The sequence below is a fragment of the Sorangium sp. So ce327 genome, from assembly GCF_051530205.1.
GTDB classification, from domain to species: Bacteria; Myxococcota_A; Polyangia; order Polyangiales; family Polyangiaceae; genus Sorangium; species Sorangium cellulosum_B.
The window spans coordinates 4,371,542-4,391,696 of the sequence record NZ_CP150330.1; the positions used below are offsets into that span (position 1 = coordinate 4,371,542).

General features: G+C 72.5%; 15 protein-coding genes. 8 read left to right on the forward strand and 7 right to left on the reverse strand.

Features of this window, described 5'->3' with window-relative positions; translation table 11 throughout:
• Window positions 1-93: 93 nt before the first annotated feature.
• A complete protein-coding gene (locus WME95_RS16435; protein WP_437909292.1) occupies window positions 94-2,007 on the forward strand; it encodes a L,D-transpeptidase in 1,914 nt (637 codons plus the stop codon).
• 43 nt (window positions 2,008-2,050) lie between these two features.
• On the opposite strand, the gene WME95_RS16440 is transcribed toward WME95_RS16435, so the two are convergent.
• Window positions 2,051-2,767 carry a hypothetical protein gene (locus WME95_RS16440; protein WP_437909294.1) on the reverse strand — a complete coding sequence of 239 codons (717 nt, stop codon included), beginning with the start codon at window positions 2,765-2,767 and terminating at the stop codon, window positions 2,051-2,053.
• A gap of 562 nt (window positions 2,768-3,329) precedes the next feature.
• Here WME95_RS16440 and WME95_RS16445 point away from each other — a divergent pair.
• Window positions 3,330-6,926 (forward strand): protein kinase domain-containing protein, encoded by a 3,597-nt coding sequence (locus WME95_RS16445; RefSeq protein ID WP_437909296.1) that lies wholly within the window; start codon window positions 3,330-3,332, stop codon window positions 6,924-6,926.
• Window positions 6,927-6,937: 11 nt separating this feature from the next.
• Here WME95_RS16445 and WME95_RS16450 read toward each other — a convergent pair whose 3' ends face one another.
• Complete coding sequence (locus tag WME95_RS16450) at window positions 6,938-8,944, reverse strand: PAS domain S-box protein (RefSeq protein WP_437909298.1); 2,007 nt, start codon at window positions 8,942-8,944, stop codon at window positions 6,938-6,940.
• A 137-nt stretch (window positions 8,945-9,081) separates the two neighbouring features.
• Here WME95_RS16450 and WME95_RS16455 point away from each other — a divergent pair, with 137 nt between their 5' ends.
• Together WME95_RS16455 and WME95_RS16460 are read left to right on the forward strand one after the other, a co-directional pair.
• The gene (locus WME95_RS16455) at window positions 9,082-9,315 is read left to right on the forward strand and encodes a hypothetical protein (RefSeq protein WP_437909300.1); all 234 of its coding nucleotides are present in this window, start codon (window positions 9,082-9,084) and stop codon (window positions 9,313-9,315) included.
• A gap of 112 nt (window positions 9,316-9,427) precedes the next feature.
• Window positions 9,428-10,120 carry a hypothetical protein gene (locus WME95_RS16460; protein ID WP_437552798.1) on the forward strand — a complete coding sequence of 231 codons (693 nt, stop codon included), beginning with the start codon at window positions 9,428-9,430 and terminating at the stop codon, window positions 10,118-10,120.
• Window positions 10,121-10,354: 234 nt separating this feature from the next.
• On the opposite strand, the gene WME95_RS16465 is transcribed toward WME95_RS16460, so the two are convergent.
• The gene (locus WME95_RS16465; RefSeq protein ID WP_437909302.1) at window positions 10,355-13,900 is read right to left on the reverse strand and encodes a protein kinase domain-containing protein; all 3,546 of its coding nucleotides are present in this window, start codon (window positions 13,898-13,900) and stop codon (window positions 10,355-10,357) included.
• A 156-nt stretch (window positions 13,901-14,056) separates the two neighbouring features.
• Here WME95_RS16465 and WME95_RS16470 point away from each other — a divergent pair, with 156 nt between their 5' ends.
• The 4 genes from WME95_RS16470 to WME95_RS16485 all read left to right on the forward strand — a co-directional run bounded on the left by WME95_RS16470 (window position 14,057) and on the right by WME95_RS16485 (window position 16,564).
• Window positions 14,057-14,308 (forward strand): MoaD/ThiS family protein, encoded by a 252-nt coding sequence (locus WME95_RS16470; protein ID WP_276597196.1) that lies wholly within the window; start codon window positions 14,057-14,059, stop codon window positions 14,306-14,308.
• Window positions 14,309-14,333: 25 nt separating this feature from the next.
• Complete coding sequence (gene moaA, locus WME95_RS16475) at window positions 14,334-15,455, forward strand: GTP 3',8-cyclase MoaA (protein WP_437909303.1); 1,122 nt, start codon at window positions 14,334-14,336, stop codon at window positions 15,453-15,455.
• A 78-nt stretch (window positions 15,456-15,533) separates the two neighbouring features.
• Complete coding sequence (gene moaC / locus WME95_RS16480; protein WP_044964956.1) at window positions 15,534-16,049, forward strand: cyclic pyranopterin monophosphate synthase MoaC; 516 nt, start codon at window positions 15,534-15,536, stop codon at window positions 16,047-16,049.
• Window positions 16,046-16,564 carry a molybdenum cofactor biosynthesis protein MoaE gene (locus WME95_RS16485; RefSeq protein ID WP_437909304.1) on the forward strand — a complete coding sequence of 173 codons (519 nt, stop codon included), beginning with the start codon at window positions 16,046-16,048 and terminating at the stop codon, window positions 16,562-16,564. Before moaC ends, WME95_RS16485 begins: the two co-directional genes overlap by 4 nt.
• A gap of 29 nt (window positions 16,565-16,593) precedes the next feature.
• Here WME95_RS16485 and phoU read toward each other — a convergent pair whose 3' ends face one another.
• The 4 genes from phoU to pstC are packed head-to-tail and all read right to left on the reverse strand — an operon-like array spanning window position 16,594 to window position 20,104.
• Window positions 16,594-17,319: a phosphate signaling complex protein PhoU gene (gene phoU, locus WME95_RS16490; protein ID WP_437552802.1), complete on the reverse strand. Its 726-nt coding sequence runs from the start codon at window positions 17,317-17,319 to the stop codon at window positions 16,594-16,596.
• A 20-nt stretch (window positions 17,320-17,339) separates the two neighbouring features.
• Complete coding sequence (gene pstB, locus WME95_RS16495) at window positions 17,340-18,203, reverse strand: phosphate ABC transporter ATP-binding protein PstB (RefSeq protein WP_437909305.1); 864 nt, start codon at window positions 18,201-18,203, stop codon at window positions 17,340-17,342.
• 9 nt (window positions 18,204-18,212) lie between these two features.
• The gene (gene pstA, locus WME95_RS16500; RefSeq protein ID WP_437552804.1) at window positions 18,213-19,124 is read right to left on the reverse strand and encodes a phosphate ABC transporter permease PstA; all 912 of its coding nucleotides are present in this window, start codon (window positions 19,122-19,124) and stop codon (window positions 18,213-18,215) included.
• On the reverse strand, window positions 19,121-20,104 hold the full coding sequence (gene pstC / locus WME95_RS16505) for a phosphate ABC transporter permease subunit PstC (protein ID WP_437909307.1): 984 nt from the start codon (window positions 20,102-20,104) through the stop codon (window positions 19,121-19,123). Before pstC ends, pstA begins: the two co-directional genes overlap by 4 nt.
• Window positions 20,105-20,155: the final 51 nt, after the last annotated feature.

The window sequence follows — 20,155 nt, forward strand, 5'->3', positions numbered from 1 at the left end:
GTTCGGGGCGGAGCCTCGAGGAACCAGCGCCGGCGCGCGCCGCGGCGTGTTTTGGGCTTTTCGTCGCGCGCCGATTTTGGCAAGTACGCCCGCATGGGCGCCCTGCTGTCCTCCGGGAAGCCTCACGGCGCGCGGCGCGCGGCGCGCCTCGCTCTCTGTCTCGCTCACCTCGCGGCGCTCACGGCGGCGGCGTGCGGCTGTCGCAAGCCCGCGGACGTCCCGGCGGACGCGGGGGCCGCGGCCCCCACCGGCGCCGCGGGCGAAGGCGCGGCCCCCGCGGCGCTCACGGCGACCGACGGGCAGGCCGCGCCCGCGGAGCTCGCGGCGCCCGCGTGGCCGCCGAGCGACAAGCCGCTGCTCGGCGTGACGGCCTTCGTGGCGACCGTCTACAAGGAGCCGCGCGACACGTCGAAGAAGCTCGGGTACCTGCGCGTCGGCTCCAGGGTGCCCCGCGCCGCCGAGCCCGCCGGCACCGCGGGCTGTCCGGGCGGCTGGTACGCGATCGAGCCCCACGGCTACCTCTGCGTGGGCGAGGACGCGACGCTCGACCTGAACGACCCGATCCTCAAGGCCGCCGGCCCCGGGCCGAACCTGAGGACCGCGCTCCCGTACCGGTACGCCTTCGTCCGCGCTGTGCTGCCGCTCTACCTGCGCGTCCCCACCGCCGAGGAGCAGCGCAAATCGGAGTTCAAGCTCGACGAGCACCTGTCGTGGTTCGAGGAGAACAAGGCGACCGTGCAGCGGGTCATCCTCGGCGCGAACGACGTGGCGATCGACGCGCGCGGCGTGCCGCTTCCGGGCAAGCAGCTCGGTGAGCTCGGCCTGGGGAAGAACTCGCTCGAGCTCGGCGAGGGCGCCCTGCTCGGCGGGGAAGGGGACGGCGACCCGATCCCGTTCTGGCTCGAGGGCGGCAAGCGCCTCATCCGCAACATCAGCGACTTCAAGGTCCCGGACTACGCGGTCTTCGCCGATCGTGCGCGGCGCTTCACCGGGCTGTCGCTGATCGGATCGTTCGCGACCGGACCGGAGTCGCTGAGCCGGCGGTTCGCGATCACGACCGATCTGCGGCTCGCGCCTGCCACGAAGATCAAGCCCGACACCGGCTCTCCCTGGCACGGGGTCGAGCTGACCGATGCGCTCACGCTGCCGCTCGCCTTCGTCCGCGCGCGCGGCGCTCGCGACGTCCAGATCCAGGGCGACAAGGCGACGCCGGGCAAGGAGCTGCCGTTCCGGGACATCGTCCCGCTGACCGGCAGGATGCGCCGGATCGAGGGCGTGAAGTACTACCGCACCCGGGATCAGCGGTACGTGAGCCAGCTGGACGTCGGGCTCGCGGTCGCGCCGTCCGCGTGGCCGGAGGTCGCCGAGAAGGGCGAGAAGTGGATCGAGGTGTCGATCACGCACCAGACGCTGGTCCTCTGGGAGGGCAAGCGCCCGGTCTACGCCACGCTGGTCTCGACCGGCCAGGCCGGGGTGGCCGATCCCAAGACCACGACCGCGACGGTGCGCGGCGTCTTCCGCATCCGCAACAAGCACATCACGGCGACGATGGACTCGAACGAGTCGTCGAGCGTCGGCGGCCGCGCGGAGACGACCGCCGACGCGCCGTCGGCCTCGCGCGGCGCGAAGCCGGACAAGGGCGGCTCGTCGAAGGAGCGCGCCTCGAAGAAGCCCGGCGCGAGCGCGGCGGCGAAGCCCGCGGCGGGCGAGAAGGTGGTCCCCCGGAAGGGCGACGGGGAGTACGGCGTGACGCGGCGCCGCGGCGAGGGGACCTACGCCCTCAAGGACGTGCCGTACATCCAGTACTTCGCGAGCGGCTACGCGCTCCACGCAGCGTACTGGCACGACGTCTTCGGCACGCCGCGCAGCCACGGCTGCATCAACCTGTCGCCCATCGACGCCCACCGGCTGTTCCTGTGGACCGATCCCCCGGTGCCGCCCGGATGGCACGCGATCAACACAGGCGAAGAGCTGGGCGAAGGGACCACAATCATCGTCCACGAGTAGGTGAGGCGGTCGCTGTTATCGATGAGGGAGAAGAGGGGGCGCTTCAGTGCTTCGGCGCGGTGTGGATGAGGTCGATCAGCGCCTCGTCTGCGGAGGCGGCGAGGGTGTCGAGGAGCGCGGCCAGGCGGGCGTGCTGGTCCGGGGTGAACGGGGGCATGCCGAAGCGCGCGCGCACGCCTGAGAGGCGGAGGACGAGGCCGGCGCCGTCCTGGTAGCCGGCGATCCAGGGGCCGCGGGCGAGCTCGTCGCAGATGCGACGGAGCCGCGACTCGAAGGCGGCGCGATCGGCGAGGGCGCCGGCGGGGGAGGGGGCGCGCTGCTGGAAGTGGTGGATCGAGGCGGCGGCCTCGGTCGGGGCGCCGTCGATGGCCTCGAGGCCGGCGCGGAGGTCGTCGAGGAGGGGCGCGAGGCCGGTCCTGCGGACGAGCGCGCCGTCGAGGCACATCTCCCAGAGCACGTGGGCGAAGAGCGCGAGCCGGGGCGCGCCGAGCGAGGCGGCGCGCAACGCGGCGGCGAGGCGGCGCTCGCCCTCCACGAAGACAGGGGCGGCGTGGAACCAGCGGTCGGCGGCGACGTGGTGGTCGATGCCGGCCAGCACCTCGGCGAGGCGGGCCGGCGGGGCGGCGGGACGATCGGGCGCGCGCGAGGGCCTGACGCGCCGGTCGGCCATGCGCCAGAGGTCCGGGAGCATCGCCGCCGCACCCGCGGCGGCCGAGCCGAGGTCGCGCGCGGCGAGGTGGCGATGAAGCAGGAAGTTCATGCGTTCAGGATGGCGCCGCCGTCCGCGGCGGTCGACGGCGAAGCGATGCGGCGCGCTCTCCCTCGCCCTTCTGAATTCCCGCTGTGGGGCAAGGGATACGGCTGCTTCGGCGACGCTGCGGGCTCGTGAGGGCATGCAGCGCAGGCCGACCGTGGCAGGCAGGAGCGCCCATGAGCTGCCTGTCTCCGATCCAGGGGACTCGTCTTCGTGCTCGATCCACCGGTACGCGCCGCGTGGTGCGCGTGGCGATGAGAGAAGCGCGAGGACGGCAGTGCGCCTCGATGAACCGGATCTGCGGTGGTCCGGCGGTCCGAGTTCTGCCGCGGCGCCGCAGCGCTCATGTAGGCAGATCGGCGCCGTCGAGCTCGCATCTCCTGCCTCCGTTAGCCGGCCAGCGGAGATGGATCCATGCCAGTCGCCCGCTGCGGCCGTCATGGCCCCTTTCCCTCCTTGGAGCCGCGGGTCGGCGGGGCCCCACGCGCGCCCCGCCTCGCACATCCCCTCGCCCGCGGCCGTTGCTTCTCTTGCTCGGGGTTCGGCGCAACAGGTAGCCTAGGCAACGATGCAGGCCAGCGACCCGTTCGGCTGGGTGGGGTCGATCATCGACGGCCAGTTCGCCGTCGAGGCGCTGGCGGGCGAGGGAGCGTTCGGCGTCGTCTACAGGGCCCGGCACCTCGGCTTCGATTCGCCGGTCGCCGTCAAATGTCTCAAGATCCCCGCGGGTCTAAGCCCTGACCAGCAGGACGGCTTCCTCGCCAAGTTCCGCGAGGAGGCGCGCCTGCTCCACCAGCTCTCCCGCCGGACGATGGGCATCGTCCAGGCGCTCGACATCGGCGCCGCCGCCGCTCCGAAGGGGCCATGGACGCCGTACATCGTCATGGAGTGGCTGGAGGGCGAGACGCTCGAGCAGGATCTCAAGCGCCGCAGCGCCGAGAAGCTCCCGCCGAGGAGCCTCGGCGAGGCGATCCGGCTCCTCGCGCCGGTCGCCTCCGCGCTCGCCGTCGCCCACGACGAGAACGTGTCTCACCGTGACGTCAAGCCGGCCAACCTGTTCCTGCTCGGCGACCGCATGAAGGTGCTCGACTTCGGCCTCGCCAAGGTCTTCTCCGAGACGCCGACGTTCGCAGAGGCGCTCGTCCAGACGGGACGAACGTTCCGCGCCTTCACGCCGCAGTACGGCGCGCCCGAGCAGTTCAGCCCGCGGTTCGGCGCGACGGGGCCCTGGACCGACGTCTATGCGATGGCCCTCATCCTCATCGAGGTCGCGAGCGGTCAGCCCGCCCTCTCGGGCGGCGACGTCATCCAGCTCTTCGTCGCCTCGAGCGACGAGGCGATCCGGCCGAGCTTCCGCGCCCGCGGGGTGAACGCGAACGCTGACGTCGAGGCGGTCCTCGGCCGAGCGCTCGCGATCAACCCCTCGCAGCGGTTCCACAACCTCGGCGAGATGTGGGCCGCCCTGGAGGCCGCCCACCGCTCCAGCGTCGTCGTCGTGGCGCGCGACACCCTGCGCGCGCCCGCATTCGGCCAGGGCGACGCGAACGACGACGCGGATGACGGGCTGCTCGACCTCGCCGCCGTCCACCTGCCGCCGCTGCCGCCGCCGCCGGCGCTGTCCGTCCCTCCGCCGTCGCTGCCGCCGTCGTCGACGCCGTGGCGGGCGCCGGACAGCAGCGGGATGAGGGGGAGCGTGAGCTCCGATCGCGGCTCGCCTCGGACCCGGGCCGCGCTGCCGTTCGAGGGCGGTGAGCACCGGGTCTGCACCGTCCTTTTCGCGGATCTGTCCGAGGCGACCGCGCTCTCGTCGCGGCTCGATCCCGAGGACGTCAAGGACGTCGTCGACCGCTGCTATCAGGTGCTCGCGGAGCACGTCGAGCAGATGCACGGGATCGTGGAGCGACCGATCGGCGGGCGCGTCATGGCGGTCTTCGGCGTCCCTCGCTCGACCGACAGCGACGCCGAGCGAGCGATCGTCGCGGCGCTCGGCGCGCAGGCCGCGATCCCGCGCCTCACGCTGCCGCGCGCCGCACGCTCGGTCCGCCTCTCGGTGCGGTTCGGGATCGCGACGGGGCGGGCCTTCGTCGGCGTCGGGGGCTCGGCGCGGCAAGATCTCGCCGTCATCGGCGACGCGGTCGACGGCGCGGGGCACCTGCAGCAGCTCGCGCCGCGCGGCGCGATCGTGATCGGCCGCGACACCCGGCGCCTCGTCCTCGGGCGCTTCCTTGTCGAGGCGCTCGACGCGGGCGCGAGCGCCGGCGCGGTCCGGGCGCCGGCGGCGCCGCCGGCGTCCACCGCGCACGGCGCGGCGCCGCCGATCTACCGCGTGCTCGGCGAGGCGCCGCTCCACCACGCGCTCGTACCGCCCGATTTCCATGGGCTCTCGACGCGCCTCGTCGGGCGCGGCGCGGAGATGCAGCGCCTGTGTGATCTCGTCGAGACCGCCTTCCACGAGCGGCGGCCGCGCCTCATCACGCTGGTCGGCGCGCCCGGCGTGGGACGGACGCGGATGCTCGCAGAGCTCTTCGCGGGCCTCCGCGACGGCGGCGCCGGGGGCGGCGCGCCCTCCTCGGAGCGCGGGTACGCGCTGGCGCCGCCCGGGGGGCTGCTCGTCCTGTCGGCGCAGTGCTCGGCGCTCGCGCAGGATTCGAGCTATGGCCTGGCCGGCGCGCTGCTCCGCCGCTGGTTCGGGATCCACGAGGCCGATCCGGCCCAGGTCATCCTGCGCAAGCTGCGCCGCGGCCTGCGCTGGATCCGGCTGCGCGCCGCGCGCGCCCGCGTCCGCGCCGAGCGGGAGGCCGCCGGCGCGGGGGCCAGGGCCGCCGCGCTCGGGGGCGCGTCGCCCATCGTGACCCGCACCTCGTCCGTCCCGCTCCGAGGGCCGATCAGCTCGACCGTCAGCGGGCGCAGGGGAGCCGGGGCGGCGCGGTACGAGGACGACGACGAGCTCGATCCGTCCCCCTCGCTGTCGAGGCCGACGGGGGGGAGCGACCTCGAGGAGATCCTCGCCCGGCTGGCGGCCATCCTGGGCGCGCGGCCCGCGCCCGCCGGGCTCCTCGAGGCCGCGGCGCGCGGCAGCGTGCTGGCGAGGCGCCGGATCGCCTCCGCGCTGGCGCTGCTCGTCACCTTCGCGCTCGAACGGACGCCGATGGTGATCGTGTGCGACGACCTGCAGTGGGCCGACGACGCGACGCTCGACCTCGTCGAGGAGCTCGTGGCGAACGCCGAGGGGCTGCCGCTCTGCATGGTGTGCACCGCGCGCCCCGAGCTCTACGAGCGCCGCCCGGACTGGGGCGTCGGGAAGGAAGCGTACGTCCGCGTCGACGCGTCGCCGCTCGCGCGGCGGCACGCGGAGGAGATGATCCGGGATCGGCTCCGCGGCGCCTCCGCGCTCGACCACGAGCTCGTGCGCGCGATCGCCGAGCGCTCCGAAGGCAACCCGCGAACCGTGGAGGAGACGCTCCACCTCCTCGTGGACGCCGGCGCCATCGAGGCCCAGGACGGCGCGTGGCACGTCCGTGACGACGCGATCGGCGCGCTGAGCCTGCCGCCGGCGGTGCACGGCGTGGTCCAGGCGCGCCTCGACCGCCTGGACGAAGGCGCGCGCGGCCTCCTCGCGCAGGCCGCGGTCGTCGGCCGGACCTTCTGGGAGGGCGCGGTCGAGCGGCTCCGGAACGACGCCCCGCAGGCGCGCTCGCCGATGTCGAGCGAGCGCATCCTCGCGGAGCTCCAGGATCTCGATCCGCCGTTCTCGGTGCGCCACGGGGGCAGCGCGTCCACCGCCGAGCTGCTCGCGCGCCTCTGCGAGCGCCAGCTGATCCGGCTCCGCTCCCCCGCGTCGTTCCCCGGCGAGCGCGAGTACGTGTTCGTGGAGCAGGCGACGTGCGAGGTCGCCTACGAGATGCTGAGCCTCAAGATCCGCCGGCGGATCCACCTGCTCGTCGCCGACTGGATCGAGCACCGCGCGTCGAACGTGGAGGCGCGCGACGAGGGGGCCGCCCTCCTCGCCCACCACTACGAGCGGGGCGGCGATCTGCGGGCGGCCGCGGCGGCGTACGACCGCGCCGCGGCGCACGCCGCCGCGATCGGCGAGGGCGCCGCGGCGCTGCGCCACGCGGCGCGCGCCCGGGAGCTCCACGACGAGCTCGCGGCCGACGACGCGTAGGGAGGCCTCCGCTACAGCGCCTTGCCGCGCGCGCTCGGCAGCCGGGCGCCGGACACGACAAGCGCGTGGCGCAGGGCGTCCTCCAGCGCGCCGAAGGTCTCGAGCGTCCGCGCGTCGCTGCCGAGCGTCACGATGGCCTGCGCGACCCCGGGGGAGATCCCGGAGACGAGGCAGCGGCTGCCGAGCAGGCTCGCGGCCCGGGCGACCTGGAACAGATGGTCGACCGTCGGCGTGTCCACGTCCTCCACGCCGGTCAGATCGAGCACGGCGAAGTGGGCCTGCGTGCGGACGATCTCCCCGAGCAGCTTCTCCATGACGTCCGTGGCCCGGGCGCGGTCGAGCGCGCCGATGATCGGCAGCACGAGGACGCCCTCCCACGCCTGGATGATCGGCGTCGACAGCGCGCGGATCGCCTCCTGCTGCTGGCGCAGGACGCTCGCGGTCCGCTCGCGTTCGGCGTTCTCCGCGGCGAGCATCCGGTTCTTGCCTTCCAGCTCCTCGGCGTACACCTCGAGGCGCTCGATCGACTGGCGCAGCTGATCTTCGAGCCGCTTGCGCTCGGTGGTGTCCCGCATCGTCACGGCGACGCCGCCCTGGATCGGCACGATCTGGTGGTGCACCCAGACGCTCGGGCGCGACGCCTGGGCGTTCGGCGCGGGCAGGAGGATCTCCTCCTCGATCGGCGCCCCCTTCCGGAGGCCGCGCAGGCACCTCTCCAGGAGGACGCCGGCCTCGACCGAGTGGACGAGCTCCGAGAGGCGCCGACCGAGGAGCTGCTCGCGCGGCATCGACGACAGCATCGTCGCGGCGCGCGCGTTGAGCCCCGTGATCACGAAGTCGGCGATCTCCTCGCTGTCGTCGCGGCGGGAGGCCAGCGTGAGGAACGCGTCCATGCTGGCCTCGACGGCCGCGTGGAAGCGCGCCTCGCTCTCCCGGCGCTCCTCCTCGGCGCGCCGGCGCTCGGTGATGTTCTCCCCCACGATCAGCGCGTTCGTGACCTCGTCCGCCCCACGGATCGCGCTGACGTGGTTCGCGTACCACGCCCGCCCGCCGTTCGCCCCGAGGCCGACCACCTCGTAGCTCGCGCGGCCTCCCTCCCGGAGCACCGTCTGGAGCGCCTCCCTCACCGTGGCGTGGTACTCCGGCGACGTGAAATCGTAGAGGCTCCGGCCGACGACGCTCTCCTCCCGGACCCCGGGATACGGCCGGTTCACCGAGACGATGCGCGCGTCTTTGTCGACGACGACCAGGTAGTGCGGGATGCCGTCGTACAGCGCCCGCAGCTTCTCCTCGGACTCACGGAGCGAGATCTCGGCGGTCTTGCGCCGGGTGACGTCGCGGGCGACGAAGTAGACGAGCCCCTCGTCGAGCGCGAGCATCGCGTTCCACTCGAGCCACCGGTACGAGCCGTCGTTGCAGAGGAAGCGGTTCTCGTAGGTGATCGTCTGCGCGCCGGTCGAGAACGTGTCTGTCTCCGAGAGGGTGCGCGCCTTGTCCTCGGGGTGGATGAACTCGAGGTAGGGCCGCGCCATCAGCTCCTGGCGGCTGAACCCGAGCGTGCGCTCCCACGAGGGGCTCAGCTCCTTGAACCGCCCGTCGAGCGTCGCGGCGCCGAGCATGTCGACGGCGAGCGCGTAGAGCCGCCGCTGCTCCTTGTCCTCCTCGCGCAAGACCGCGCGGAGGATCGGCCCTGCGCGGTCAGCGAGGGCGAGCCGCGCGATCTGCGTGTCGGCCTGGACGAAGTCCCCGCCCGGGCGCCGGTAGAGCCACCGAAACCGCTGCGGCTCGCCCCGGCCCGCCGCGTCGAGCCGCTGCGCGAGGCGTTCGGCGGAGGCCTGTCCGTCGGGCTGCAGGAGCGGCGCGAGGTCCGCGAGCTCCCGTCCGACGAGGCCGTCCGCGGATCCGGCGAGCAGCTGGATCGCCCTCGGGTTGGCGTCGATCACGCGGCCGTTCTCCAGGAGGAGGATCGCGTCTTCGGCCGCATCGAATGCGGCCCGGTGGAGATCAGGCTGGCTCATCGTGGGCGCCGCAGGGGGTCAGGAGCGCCGTGCCGCCGCGTTGTCCTCTCGATCTCGATCGCCAATCAGCACCTCGAGCGGCCGCCGACACCCCTCTCTGCCGCTGCCGCCAGCGGCGCATTGTGCAGGAAGCCTCGGTGGAGATCGAGGTCCATGAGCCCGCGCGCGGCTCGGCGCGGGTGGTTGTCGTCGTCGTCCTCGCCGTCCTCGTCGTCCCGCTCGCTTTCGTCGGTTTCGTCGCTTTCGTCGGTTTCGTCGGTTTCGCCCTTCGTCCGCTCCCTGGTCCGGGATCCGTCCCGGTGCAGGCCGCTCGCGCGGCGGCATTCGAGCGCTGTCGCCTTCGTCGATGTTGTCTGCCTGCCACCCGCTGACGACGACCTCTCGCCTGCTGCGGGCGCCGTGGTAGCGTTGGCCTGTATCGCGGGGGGTTTCTTCTGCGCTGCCTTTCGGCAGGCAGCTCTCGCGCGGTGCGAGGGGGGTGCGATGATCTCGGAGGCGTGCGGGCTCTGCGCTTGGCCAGCGAGCCTCGTTGTCGACGACGTGCAGCGGCACAAGGGGGCGCTCCTGGACATGGCGCTGCAGATGCGTGCGGACGACAAAGAGCCGCTCGCGCGCGTGGCCTTCCGGGGCGCGCTCTACTGGCAGCGCTGGCTCCTGACGAAGGAGCCTGGGCTCCACGAGGAGGCTCGGGTCGTCTCGGGGCTCGAGTTCGCCCGAGAGGCTGGCGACTGGAAGGAGGCCGATATGCTCCTTGCCCACGCCGACAGCTCGAGCGCCCTCGCCGGTTTGCCGTTCGTCGATCACTGGAAGGCGCTCGTCGCGCAGCACTTGCCGGAGCAGGTGAGCGACGAGCACGAGCTCGAGGAGACGTTCCAGGAGTTCCGGCGGCACCCCAGCGAGGAGGCCGCGGAGAGCGTGCGGCGCTGCGCCACGGCCATCGCGCCGCTCGGGTCGCCCGTCCCGGTGCACAGCCTCCTTGCGCGTGTCGCGATGGATCTCGGCCAGACCGAGGAGGCGGAGTTCCACCTCGCCGCGCTCGTCGTCTGCAGGCCGCTCTGGATCCCCTACGTCGTGCAGCTGGCCGAGCACCAGGCGAGGCTCGATCTGCCGCGTGCCCTCCGCACCATCGAGGACGCGCGCCGCCTCTTCGGACCGGACTTCTGGCTCCCTCTTTGAGCGGGGCTCACCCGCTTCGGATACGGGCCCATCTCGGCGTTTTCGGTGCTCAGCGCACGGGAGTGCGCTTGTGCGCCGAAAACGCCGATCTGGACCCGTCTCCTGTGCGGGTGAGACCCGCTCGGCGACGCAGCTCGTGAGAACGTCAGCTATCGACGGCCTCTGATCCCCTTGGAGAGATCTCGTGGAGGGGAGTTGCCGTGCGCGGGCGCCCCCCCGTCTCCGGACTCCGGTTCAGGTGTTCTCGAGGGTGCGCATCCAGCCGCTGATCCGCGCGCCCGCCGGCTTGGGCCAGCCCATCCGCGCGAAGCGCTCGAGGAGCTGCGGCGTGTGGTCCCCGGTGCGGCTGTCCTTGAAGGCCGCGCGCGCCGCGTCGAGCTCGCGCGCCGCCTCGTGGAAGCGCCCCTCGTGGTACGCGAGCCAGGCGAGCGTCAGGTGCCGGTGCTGCCGGGGCTCCGCCTCCGCGAGCGCCACCGCCTCGCACGCCATCAGGTGCTCGCGCGCGAGCTCCGCCTCCCCGCGGTGGAGCGCGATCTGCGCGAAGAGCAGCCGCGCCTCCACAAGGCCCCACGGATCCCCGAGCCGCTCGAAGAGCCTGCCGGCGGCGAGCGCGTGCTCCTCGGCGAGCTCCGGCGCGCCCGCGTCGAGCGCCACCATCGAGAGCAGGCGCTCGCACCCGGCCTCGCCGCGCGGGTTCGCGACGTCGCGGAAGCTCTGCCGCGCCGCGAGCGCGCCCGAGCGCGCCGCCTCGAAGTTGCCGACGCGGTGGTCCGCGTGCGACAGCGCGAGGTCGCACTGCGCCAGCCCGAGCCGGTAGCCGATGGCGTCGAAGTCGGCGTGCGCGGTCGTGAGCAGCGCGCGCGCCGCGTCCGAGGTCGCCCCGGCCTGCTCGACCATGCTCTGCAGCAGCAGGCACTGCGCCCGACCGAGCCGATCGCCGACCTCCATGAACCGCGACGCCCCGGACGCGAGCACCGCCCGCGCCCGCGCGTGCTCGCCGAGCAGGTAGTCGATCTCGCCGAGCAGCACCTCGCACTGCGCCTGCCCGTGGCCGTGGCCGATCTCGTCGAAGATCGCGTGCGCCCGCGCCACGAGCCGCCGGCCCTGCGCCTCCGCGCCGAGGTCCGACGCGATGTGCCCGAGCAGGCGCAGGCAGTGCGCCTGGTTCTCGCGGTCGCCGGCTTGCTCGAAGATGCGCCGCGCGTCCTCCGCGTCGCGCCGCGCCTCGTCGAGCCTCCCCGCCAGCCGCAGCGCCTCGGCGCGGAAGCGCAGCTGCGTCCCGAGGCGCGTCCCCGTCAGCACGGGCCGCGCGTCCACGCCGCCCCGGAGGCCCGGGCGCGAGTCGCTCCCCCCGGGCAGCTTGCCGTCGAGCACGGCGAGATCGCGGAGCGTCGCCGCGATGTCGCGCGAGCTCTGCCAGTGCGCCGCCACGTGCGCGTGCATGAGCGCCGCGGCCTCGTCGGTGTCGCCGGCGCGCAGGAGGCTGACGACCCGGTGCCGGAGGATGCGGCGGCTCGACGCGGCCGGGTGCGCCCCGAGCGCGTCGGCGGCGGCGCGGAACACGCGTGCCGCGTCCGGCTCGAGGAAGAGCTGCGAGAGGAGGTGCTCCTGGAGCAGCGCGTGCGGCCAGCGCAGGCGATCGCCCACGGCGAGGAGGATCTGGGCACGCTGCATGGACGCGATCGCCCTGTCCGCCGAGATGTCGAGCGAGGTGAGCAGCGCGCGCAGGATCTCGCGCCGGATGTCGCCGCCGAGCGCGGCGGCGGCGCGCGCGCCGGTGCGGAGCTCCTCGGGCAGCGCCGCGAGGCGCTCTTCCCAGAGGTCGGCGGTCGTGGCCGCCTGCACGGCCATCGACGCCCTCGGCACGAAGTACTTGCCCGCGCGGAGCTGGAGGTGCCCGCCGCCCGCCCACGCGTGCAGCAGCTGCAGCGCGAAGAGCGGGTTCCCCTTGCTGCGGGCCGTCGCCGCCTCGGCCGCCGCGTCGTCGAGCGGCAGCGTCTCCCGGAGCAGCGCGTGCGTCTGCGTGGGGTTCAGCGGGGCGACGTCGAGCCGCTCCCCGACGTAGGCCGCGAGCGCCCCCTCGATGCGCCTCGCCGCCACTGGATCGCACTCGACCGCCTCGCTCCTGACGGTCGCCACGACGAGCAGGCCCAGGTTCGGCGCGTCGCGGTGGAGCGTGAGGAGCCCCTCGAACGTCGTCGACGAGGCGTAGTGCAGGTCGTCGAGCCAGAGCAGCACCGGCCTGTCCCGGCCGATCCTCTCCAGCGTCTTGCGGATGATCAGCCAGCGGAGCTCGGGGCGATCCAGGCGGAAGCGCTTCCCCGTCGGGCCGACCGCCTCGCTCCCCGGGGGCGACGGCTTGATCCACTCGGCGGTCGCCGCGACCCACGTCTTGCCGACCTCGTCCTCCGGCGGGACCTCCCAGAGGTTCATCAGCACCTTCTCGACGATCTCGCGCTCGGCCCGCTCCAGCCGGTAGTGCTGGGTCACCGCGCCGAGCACGCCGTCGAGCGGCGCCGCGATGCGCCGGTAGCGCGCGCGGAGCGGCACCATGAGCGCCCGCTCGTGGACCTCCTCGCAGAGCCACTCGGCCAGCCGGCTCTTGCCGACGCCGGCCTCGCCCGCGAGCAGGACGAACCGGTGCATCGCCTTCGGCGCGTCGACCATCTCGGCCACGACCTCCATGAGCCGCGCCCGCTCCCCGGTCCGCGCGACGAACGGGCTCGGCCGGAGCGCGAGCAGCCCGGTGGTCGTCACGGACGGCGGCGGGTCGTCGTCTGGGGGCTCGATGAGCTCGGGCGTGAGCAGCTCCTTGCGGCTCGGGGGCAGACGGCCGCTCGTCAAGAGGGCGATCGGCAGCGGCGTCGCGGTCACGTTCGCGTTGTTGCGCGGCTCGAACCGCTTCCACACCCGCCGCGCGTCGCCCGCGAAGTCGAAGCGGTGCCAGGGCCGCTTCGCGAGCAGCCGCTTGGCGAACTTCGCGACGTCGCCCGGCACCGGCGGGGGGAGCGGCAGATCCGGGATCGACGCGCTCCGGTGCTGCTGGAGGAGCTCGTCGTTGTTGCCGTCGTAGACCTCGCCGCCGGCGAGCAGGGCGTAGAGGATGCAGCCGAGCGCGTAGAGGTCCGTCGGCGGTCCGACGTGGGGCGCCGCGAAGCGGATCTGCTCGGGCGCCATCCAGCCCGGGGTGCCCGCGCCCCAGCGCACCGTGGGTTCGCTCTCCCTGGAGCCGTCGAGCCGGTGATCGACCCGGTCCTGGATGAGCCAGGCCAGCCCGAGGTCGAGCACGTGCACGAGCGGCGGCTCGCCCCCGTGCTGCAGATCGACGAGGACGTTGGACGGCTTCAGGTCCCCGTGGATCACGCCGCGCGCGTGCGCGTGCGCCAGCGCGCCGAGCACCTGGTCGATGACGCTCCAGATGATCGGCCAGGGCAGGGGGTCCTCGAGCCGCGCGAGGTAGAGCCACTCGTGGAGCGATCGACCCGGGACGGCGTCCATCACGAGGTACGGCGTCCCGTTGCTGAGCGCCCCGAAGTCGCGGGCCTTGACGAGCGCCGGATGGGAGAGCCCGGCGAGCGCCCGGGCTTCTTCCTGGAACCACCAGGCGTCCTCGGGGCGGGCTGCCGCGCCTGGCCGGTCGAGCAGCTTCACCGCCACGCGCTCGTCGAGCACGAGATCGCGGCAGAGATAGACGACCCCCATGCCGCCGCGGCCCAGCTCTCGGCGGACCTGATAGCGACCGGCCAGGATCGTGCCCGGTAAAAAGCCTTCTTCCGACATGACGGTGAGCCGCCCGATGATAGCCGTGCCGGCCGGGCCCGGTAGACTCGAATCTCGCGAGGCGCGCGGCGCCAGGCGCCTGGCGCCAGGGCGGCCCGAGGTCGCCTGGCGGCAGTTCGTCGTGTCGGGTCCGCGGAGCGATGCTAGGTTGCGGTGATGGATGCAGCGGTACGCGTGCTCGCATTCGCTGGCGCGAGGGATGTGCTGGGTACCGGAGAAGTGGCGCTGCCGCTGGCTGGCCCCTGCACCGCAGCGGAGCTCCTGGAGCACGTCTGTGCTCGTTATCCCGGGCTCGGCCCCTACAAGGGATCCATCCGGGTGGCGGTGAACGGCGTCTATGCGACGCCGAGCGATCCTGTAGGTTTCGGTGACGAGGTCGCGCTGATCCCGCCGGTGGCGGGCGGCTAGCGAGAGGACCCGAGAGGGACGCGCCATGCCTTCTTCTATCGGCGGCCTCGATCCTGCGCGCAGCGCGGGCGACGCATCGGCTCCGCGGCGGCGATCGCTGCCGCTCGTCGGCGGCGGAGACGCTGGCCGACGCGCCGCCGTGATCCCGTACCGCGACGGCGCCGGCGAGGCAGCTGGCGAGCACGCGGGGCCCGCGCCGCGGAGCGTGCGCATCTCGGTCACGGATCGGTGCGACTTCGCGTGTACCTACTGCCGCCCGTCGCGGCATGACGGCTATGCCGACGGCAAGCTCATGACGGCCGCCTGGCGCACCATGTTCGAGGCGCTGCGCGACGCCGGCGTCCGGCGGGTGCGCCTGACCGGCGGCGAGCCGCTGCTCCACCCCGAGATCGTGTCGATCATCGAGTGCCTCGCCGCGCTCGGCTTCGAGGATCTGGCCCTCACGACGAACGCGTCGCAGCTCGCGCGGCTCGCCGGGGCGCTTCGCGCCGCCGGGCTGCACCGGCTGAACGTCTCGATCGACACCCTCGATCCCGGGCGCTTCGGCGAGATGACCCGGGGCGGCGAGCTCGCCCGGGTGCTCGACGGCATCGACGCCGCGATCGCGGCGGGCTTCTCGCCGATCAAGCTGAACACGGTGGTCCTCCGCGGCGTGAACGACGACGAGATCGAGCGGCTCGCGCTGTGGGCCTGGGAGCGCCGGATGGTGCCGCGCTTCCTCGAGGTGATGCCGATCGCCGAGGGCGCTCGGCTCGTCGGCAAGCACCTCGTCACCGCGGCCGAGATGAGGGCGCGCCTTGCCGATCACCTCCTCCCGGAGGAGGCGGCCGGCGAGCCCGGCCTCGGCCCGGCCAGGTACGTCCGCGCTCGCCGCGACCCGTCGCTCCGCGTCGGCTTCATCACGGGCACCAGCGACACGTTCTGCGAGAGCTGTGATCGCCTGCGCGTCTCCTCGACGGGCGTGCTCCGGCCGTGCCTCGCCACCGACGATGGCGTCGACGCCTCGCGCGAGGCGAAGAGCGGCGATCGGGCGGCGATCCGCCTGCGCCTGGACGAGGCGTGGCGCCTCAAGCCGGACGGCAAGGTCTGGAAGGGCTGCACCGAAGAGACGGCCTCCACGGTGTCGATCCGCGCGATCGGCGGCTGACGGAGCGGGCGGAGCCGAGCGGGGCCGGATCACGTTCGGCTTCCGGTCCTCACGGCTGCCGTGTCAGATTCCGGGGCGATGCCGCGAACCCCTGATCGACCCGGCGAGGGCGAAGCGCTCTCGACTCACCTCTCTCCGAGCGGCGAGGCCCGCATGGTGCCTGTCGAAGGCAAGCCCGTCACGCACCGACGCGCTGTCGCGTCCGGCGCCGTCATGATGCGCCCCGAGACCATCGCCCGGGTCGCGCGCGACGACGCCCCGAAGGGCGACGTGCTGGCCGCGGCGCGGATCGCCGGGATCATGGCGGCGAAGCGCACGCCGGAGCTCATCCCGCTCTGCCACGGCATCGCGCTCACGCACGTCTCGGTCTCGCTCGACGTGGACGAGCCCTCCGCGACGATCCGGGTGACCGCCGCCGCGGAGGCGGTGGATCGCACAGGGGTCGAGATGGAAGCCATGGTCGCGGTGAGCGCCGCGTGCTTGACCATCTACGACATGCTCAAGGGAATCGATCGCGAGATGGTCATCTCGGACATCAAGCTCCTCGAGAAGAGCGGGGGCCGCTCCGGCCATTTCCAGCGGAGCGCGCCGTGAGCCGGATCCGCGCCGAGCCGCTCGGTCTCGACGAGCTCATCGCCGCCGTGTCTCACCCTGGCGCGGGCGGCATCGCCACGTTCCTGGGCGTGGTGCGCGACGTCAACGAGGGCCGTTCGGTCACGCTGCTGGAGTACGAGGCCTACGGGACGATGGCCGAGGCCGAGCTCGAGCGGATCCTGTCGGAGCTCGCCGCAGAGATCCCTGGCGTGCGCGTCGCCGCGACGCACCGGGTGGGCGCGCTCCACGTCGGCGATGTCGCCGTCGCCTGCGCCGCGAGCGCGCCGCACCGGGGAGAGGCGTTCCGCGGGTGCCGCTTGCTCATCGACCGCATCAAGGAGCGCCTGCCGATCTGGAAGCGTGAGCACGGGCCGGACGGCCCCTACTGGGTCGGATGGGAGGACGCCCGCTGCGTCGGCGAGCACGGGCACGAGGCGCATCACGGGCACCCACACGGCGACGAGGGGCCCCACGGCCACGGTGGGACGGCGCCTCCAGCCAGCGCTGGCGCCTAGCGCAGGCGCCGGCCGGGCGGCCCTGACGCCTAGCGCAGGCGAAGCCCGGCGGGCGGAGGCGAGGAGAGCGGGTCGTTCTCCTTCAGGCGGTTGTGGTGCCGGATGTCCGTCCCCTTGACGAGGAAGACGACCGACTCGGCGATGTTCATCGCGTGATCGGCGATGCGCTCCAGGTACTTGGCGATCGACTGGATGCGTGTGGCCCTGTACACCGTGCTCGGGTCGCGGCTCATGACGAGGAGCACCTCCTGGAAGATGCGGGCGTAGTGCTCGTCGATCACGTCATCGCGCGTGAGCAGCTGGTTCGCTCGCTCGCAGTCGCGGGCGACCAGCGCGTCCAGCGCCTCGTGCACCACCTCGATCGCCTCGTCCGCGAGGCCTTGCAGATCCGCCACCGGCGCGAGCGGCGGCTCCTCGTTGAGCTCCTGCACGCGCTCGCAGACGTTCACCACGAGGTCGCCGACCCGCTCCAGATCGGTGACGATCTTGAGCGCCGTGGTGACGAAGCGCAGGTCGGACGCGACGGGCTGGCGCGTCGCGAGGATCCTCATACAGAGCTCGTCGACCTCGCACTCGAGGCGGTTGATCCGGCGATCGAGCCGGATCGTCGCCTTGGCGAGGCCCGTGTCGCGCGTCGCGAGCGCGGTCGAGCCTTTCTGGATCATCTCCTCGACGAGGCTGCCCATGAGCAGCAGCTTCTCGCGAAGCGTGCGTAGCTCGTGCTCGTAGACCTTGCTCGTGTGCGACGTCGGCATGACTCTATCCCCCGCTTCCATCAGCCGAACTTCCCGGTGACGTAGTCTTCCGTCTTGCTCTCCTTGGGGTTGGTGAAGATCGTCTGGGTCCTGTCGAACTCCACCAAGTCCCCCATGTAGAAGAAGGCGGTATAGTCAGAGCACCGCGCGGCCTGCTGCATGTTGTGTGTTACGAGCACGCAAGTATATCGCTCTTTCAGCTCGTCGATGAGCTCCTCGACGCGCGCTGTCGCGATGGGATCGAGCGCGGAGCACGGCTCGTCGAGCAGGATCACCTCCGGCTCCACCGCGAGGACGCGGGCGATGCAGAGCCGCTGCTGCTGGCCGCCCGAGAGGGATAGCCCGGACTGATCGAGCTTGTCCTTCACCTCGTCCCAGAGCGCCACCTGGCGCAGGCACTTCTCGACGAGGCCTGTGGGATCCTTGACGGAGATGCCGTTCAGCTTGTGTCCGGCGAGGACGTTCTCGCGGATGGACATGGTTGGAAACGGGTTGGGTTTCTGGAACACCATGCCGACGCGGCGCCGCAGCCTTACCGGGTCGACGGCTTTGTCATAGATGTTCACGCCGTCGATCATGACGGAGCCCTTCGCCGAGGCCCCGGGCACCTGCTCGTGCATCCGGTTGAGACAGCGCAGGAACGTCGACTTCCCGCACCCGGACGGGCCGATCACCGCTGTGACCTGGCCGTCGGGGATGTTCAGCGTGATGTCGTGGATGGCGTGGAACTTGTGAAAATAGGCGTTGAGCCGGGTGACGCTGATCTTGGCTGGCGGCGCCTCGTCCTCAGGCTCCATGGAGCGGCTGTCGATGCCATCGGTGTCGAGCCCGCTGCGGCGTTCCCCGGACCGTACTTTGTGGTGCAGTGAGTCAAACGAGCTCATCGAGTGCCTTTAGCGCGCCTTGACGCTCCGCGACGTGACGATGCGCGCGAGCAGGTTGAGGAGGAAGACGATGACGATCAGCACGAGGGCGCCTGTCCACGCCTCCTGCTGCCACTTCGGGTAGGGCGAAGTGGCGTTCCGCCAGATCTGCACCGGCAGCGAGGCGATGGGGCGGTCGATGGCGAAGCTCCAGTACGATGAGCCGAGCGCGGTGAGGAGCACCGGCGCGGTCTCGCCGGCGATGCGGGCCACGGCGAGCATCACGCCGGTGCCGATCCCGGGCGAGGCCGTCCGGAGCACGACGAGGAGGCTCGTGCGCCACTCCGGCACGCCGAGGGCGAGCGACGCCTCGCGGAGGTGGGCGGGCACCAGCTTGAGCAGCTCCTCCGTCGTGCGGGTCACCGTCGGGAGCATCACGATCGCGAGCGCGATGCCGCCCGCGAGCGCCGAGAAGCGCTTCATCGTGACCACCACGAGGGCGTAGACGAACACGCCGATGGTGATCGAGGGGACGCCGCCGAGCACGTCGGCGATGAACCGGATGGCGGCAGCGAGCTTGCCGCGCCCGATCTCGGCCAGGTAGATGCCGGCGAGGATGCCCGTCGGCAACCCGATGCCGCAGCCGATGGCGACGAGGATGAGCGTGCCGACGACCGCGTTGCCCATGCCGCTCCGCTCGTCGCCCACGGGCTTCGGCAGCTGGGTGAAGAAGTCGAGGGACAGCCCGCCAAGGCCCTTGCTGACGACGTAGATGAAGATCAGGAACAGCGGGACCAGGACGACGACGGCGCTCGACACGCAGAGCCCTTCGAAGAAGTAGCTGCGTACGCGGCGCAGCGTCTCGCCGGGCGCGGGCTCGAGCAGCGTGCGCCGGGGGGCGCTCGTGGGGCTCGCCACGGGGACAGGGGTGTCGCTGTTCATGCGCGCTTCTCCAGCTTGCTCTTGGTCGAGCTCACGAGCCACCGGGCGAAGAGGTTGAGGAGGAGGGCGACCCCGAAGAGGAGCAGCGCGATCTTGGACAGCGCCGACACGTACATGTCGCTCGTCGCCTCGACGAACTCGTTGGCGATGACGCTCGCCATCGAATAGCCGGGGTGGAAGATCGACGCGCTCACCTTCGGGACGTTGCCGATCATCATCGTGACCGCCATCGTCTCGCCGAGCGCCCGGTTCAGCCCGAGGATGATGGCCCCGATGATGCCGGAGCGCGCCGACGGGAGGACCGCGTAGCGGATCGTGTCCCACGCGCACGCGCCGAGGCCGACCGCCGCCTCCCGGTGCAGCTGGGGCACCGCCTGCATCACCTCCCGCGACACCGACGTGATCGTCGGGACGATCATGATGGCGAGGATGACGCCCGCGGCGAACATGCCGAATCCGAGCGGCGGCCCCTCGAAGAGGGGGATGTAGCCGAAGTACTTGATGATGACCGGCTCGACGGTGTCCCGGAGCCAGGGGCGGAGCACGGCGATGCCCCAGAAGCCGTACACGACGCTCGGGATCGCCGCGAGGAGCTCGACCATGAACCCGAGCGGCTTGCGGATCCGGTGGGGGGCCAGATCCGACAGGAAGATCGCGAGGCCGAGCGAGACGGGGACGGCGAGCACGATGGCGATCAGCGAGGTGACGACCGTGCCGTAGACGAACGGGAGCGCGCCGAACTCCTCGCGCGCAGGGTCCCACACGCTCCCGCCGAGGAACCCCAGCCCGAACTTGTCGATGGCGAGCCGCGACGATCGGATGAGCTCCAGCACCATCAGCGCTGGCACCGCGAGCACCGTGAGGCCGAACATCGTCAGGATGGCGCGGAACGCTCGATCGGCTCCGCGCGTGCCATGTGGCGCATCGCTGTGCGGCGCCGGCGAGGCGGCTTGTTGCATCGGGACTTCTACGGTGCTCATGGACCTATCCTGCGCTCCTGCGCGCACGCCAGCCGCGCACGGCGGGGCGCC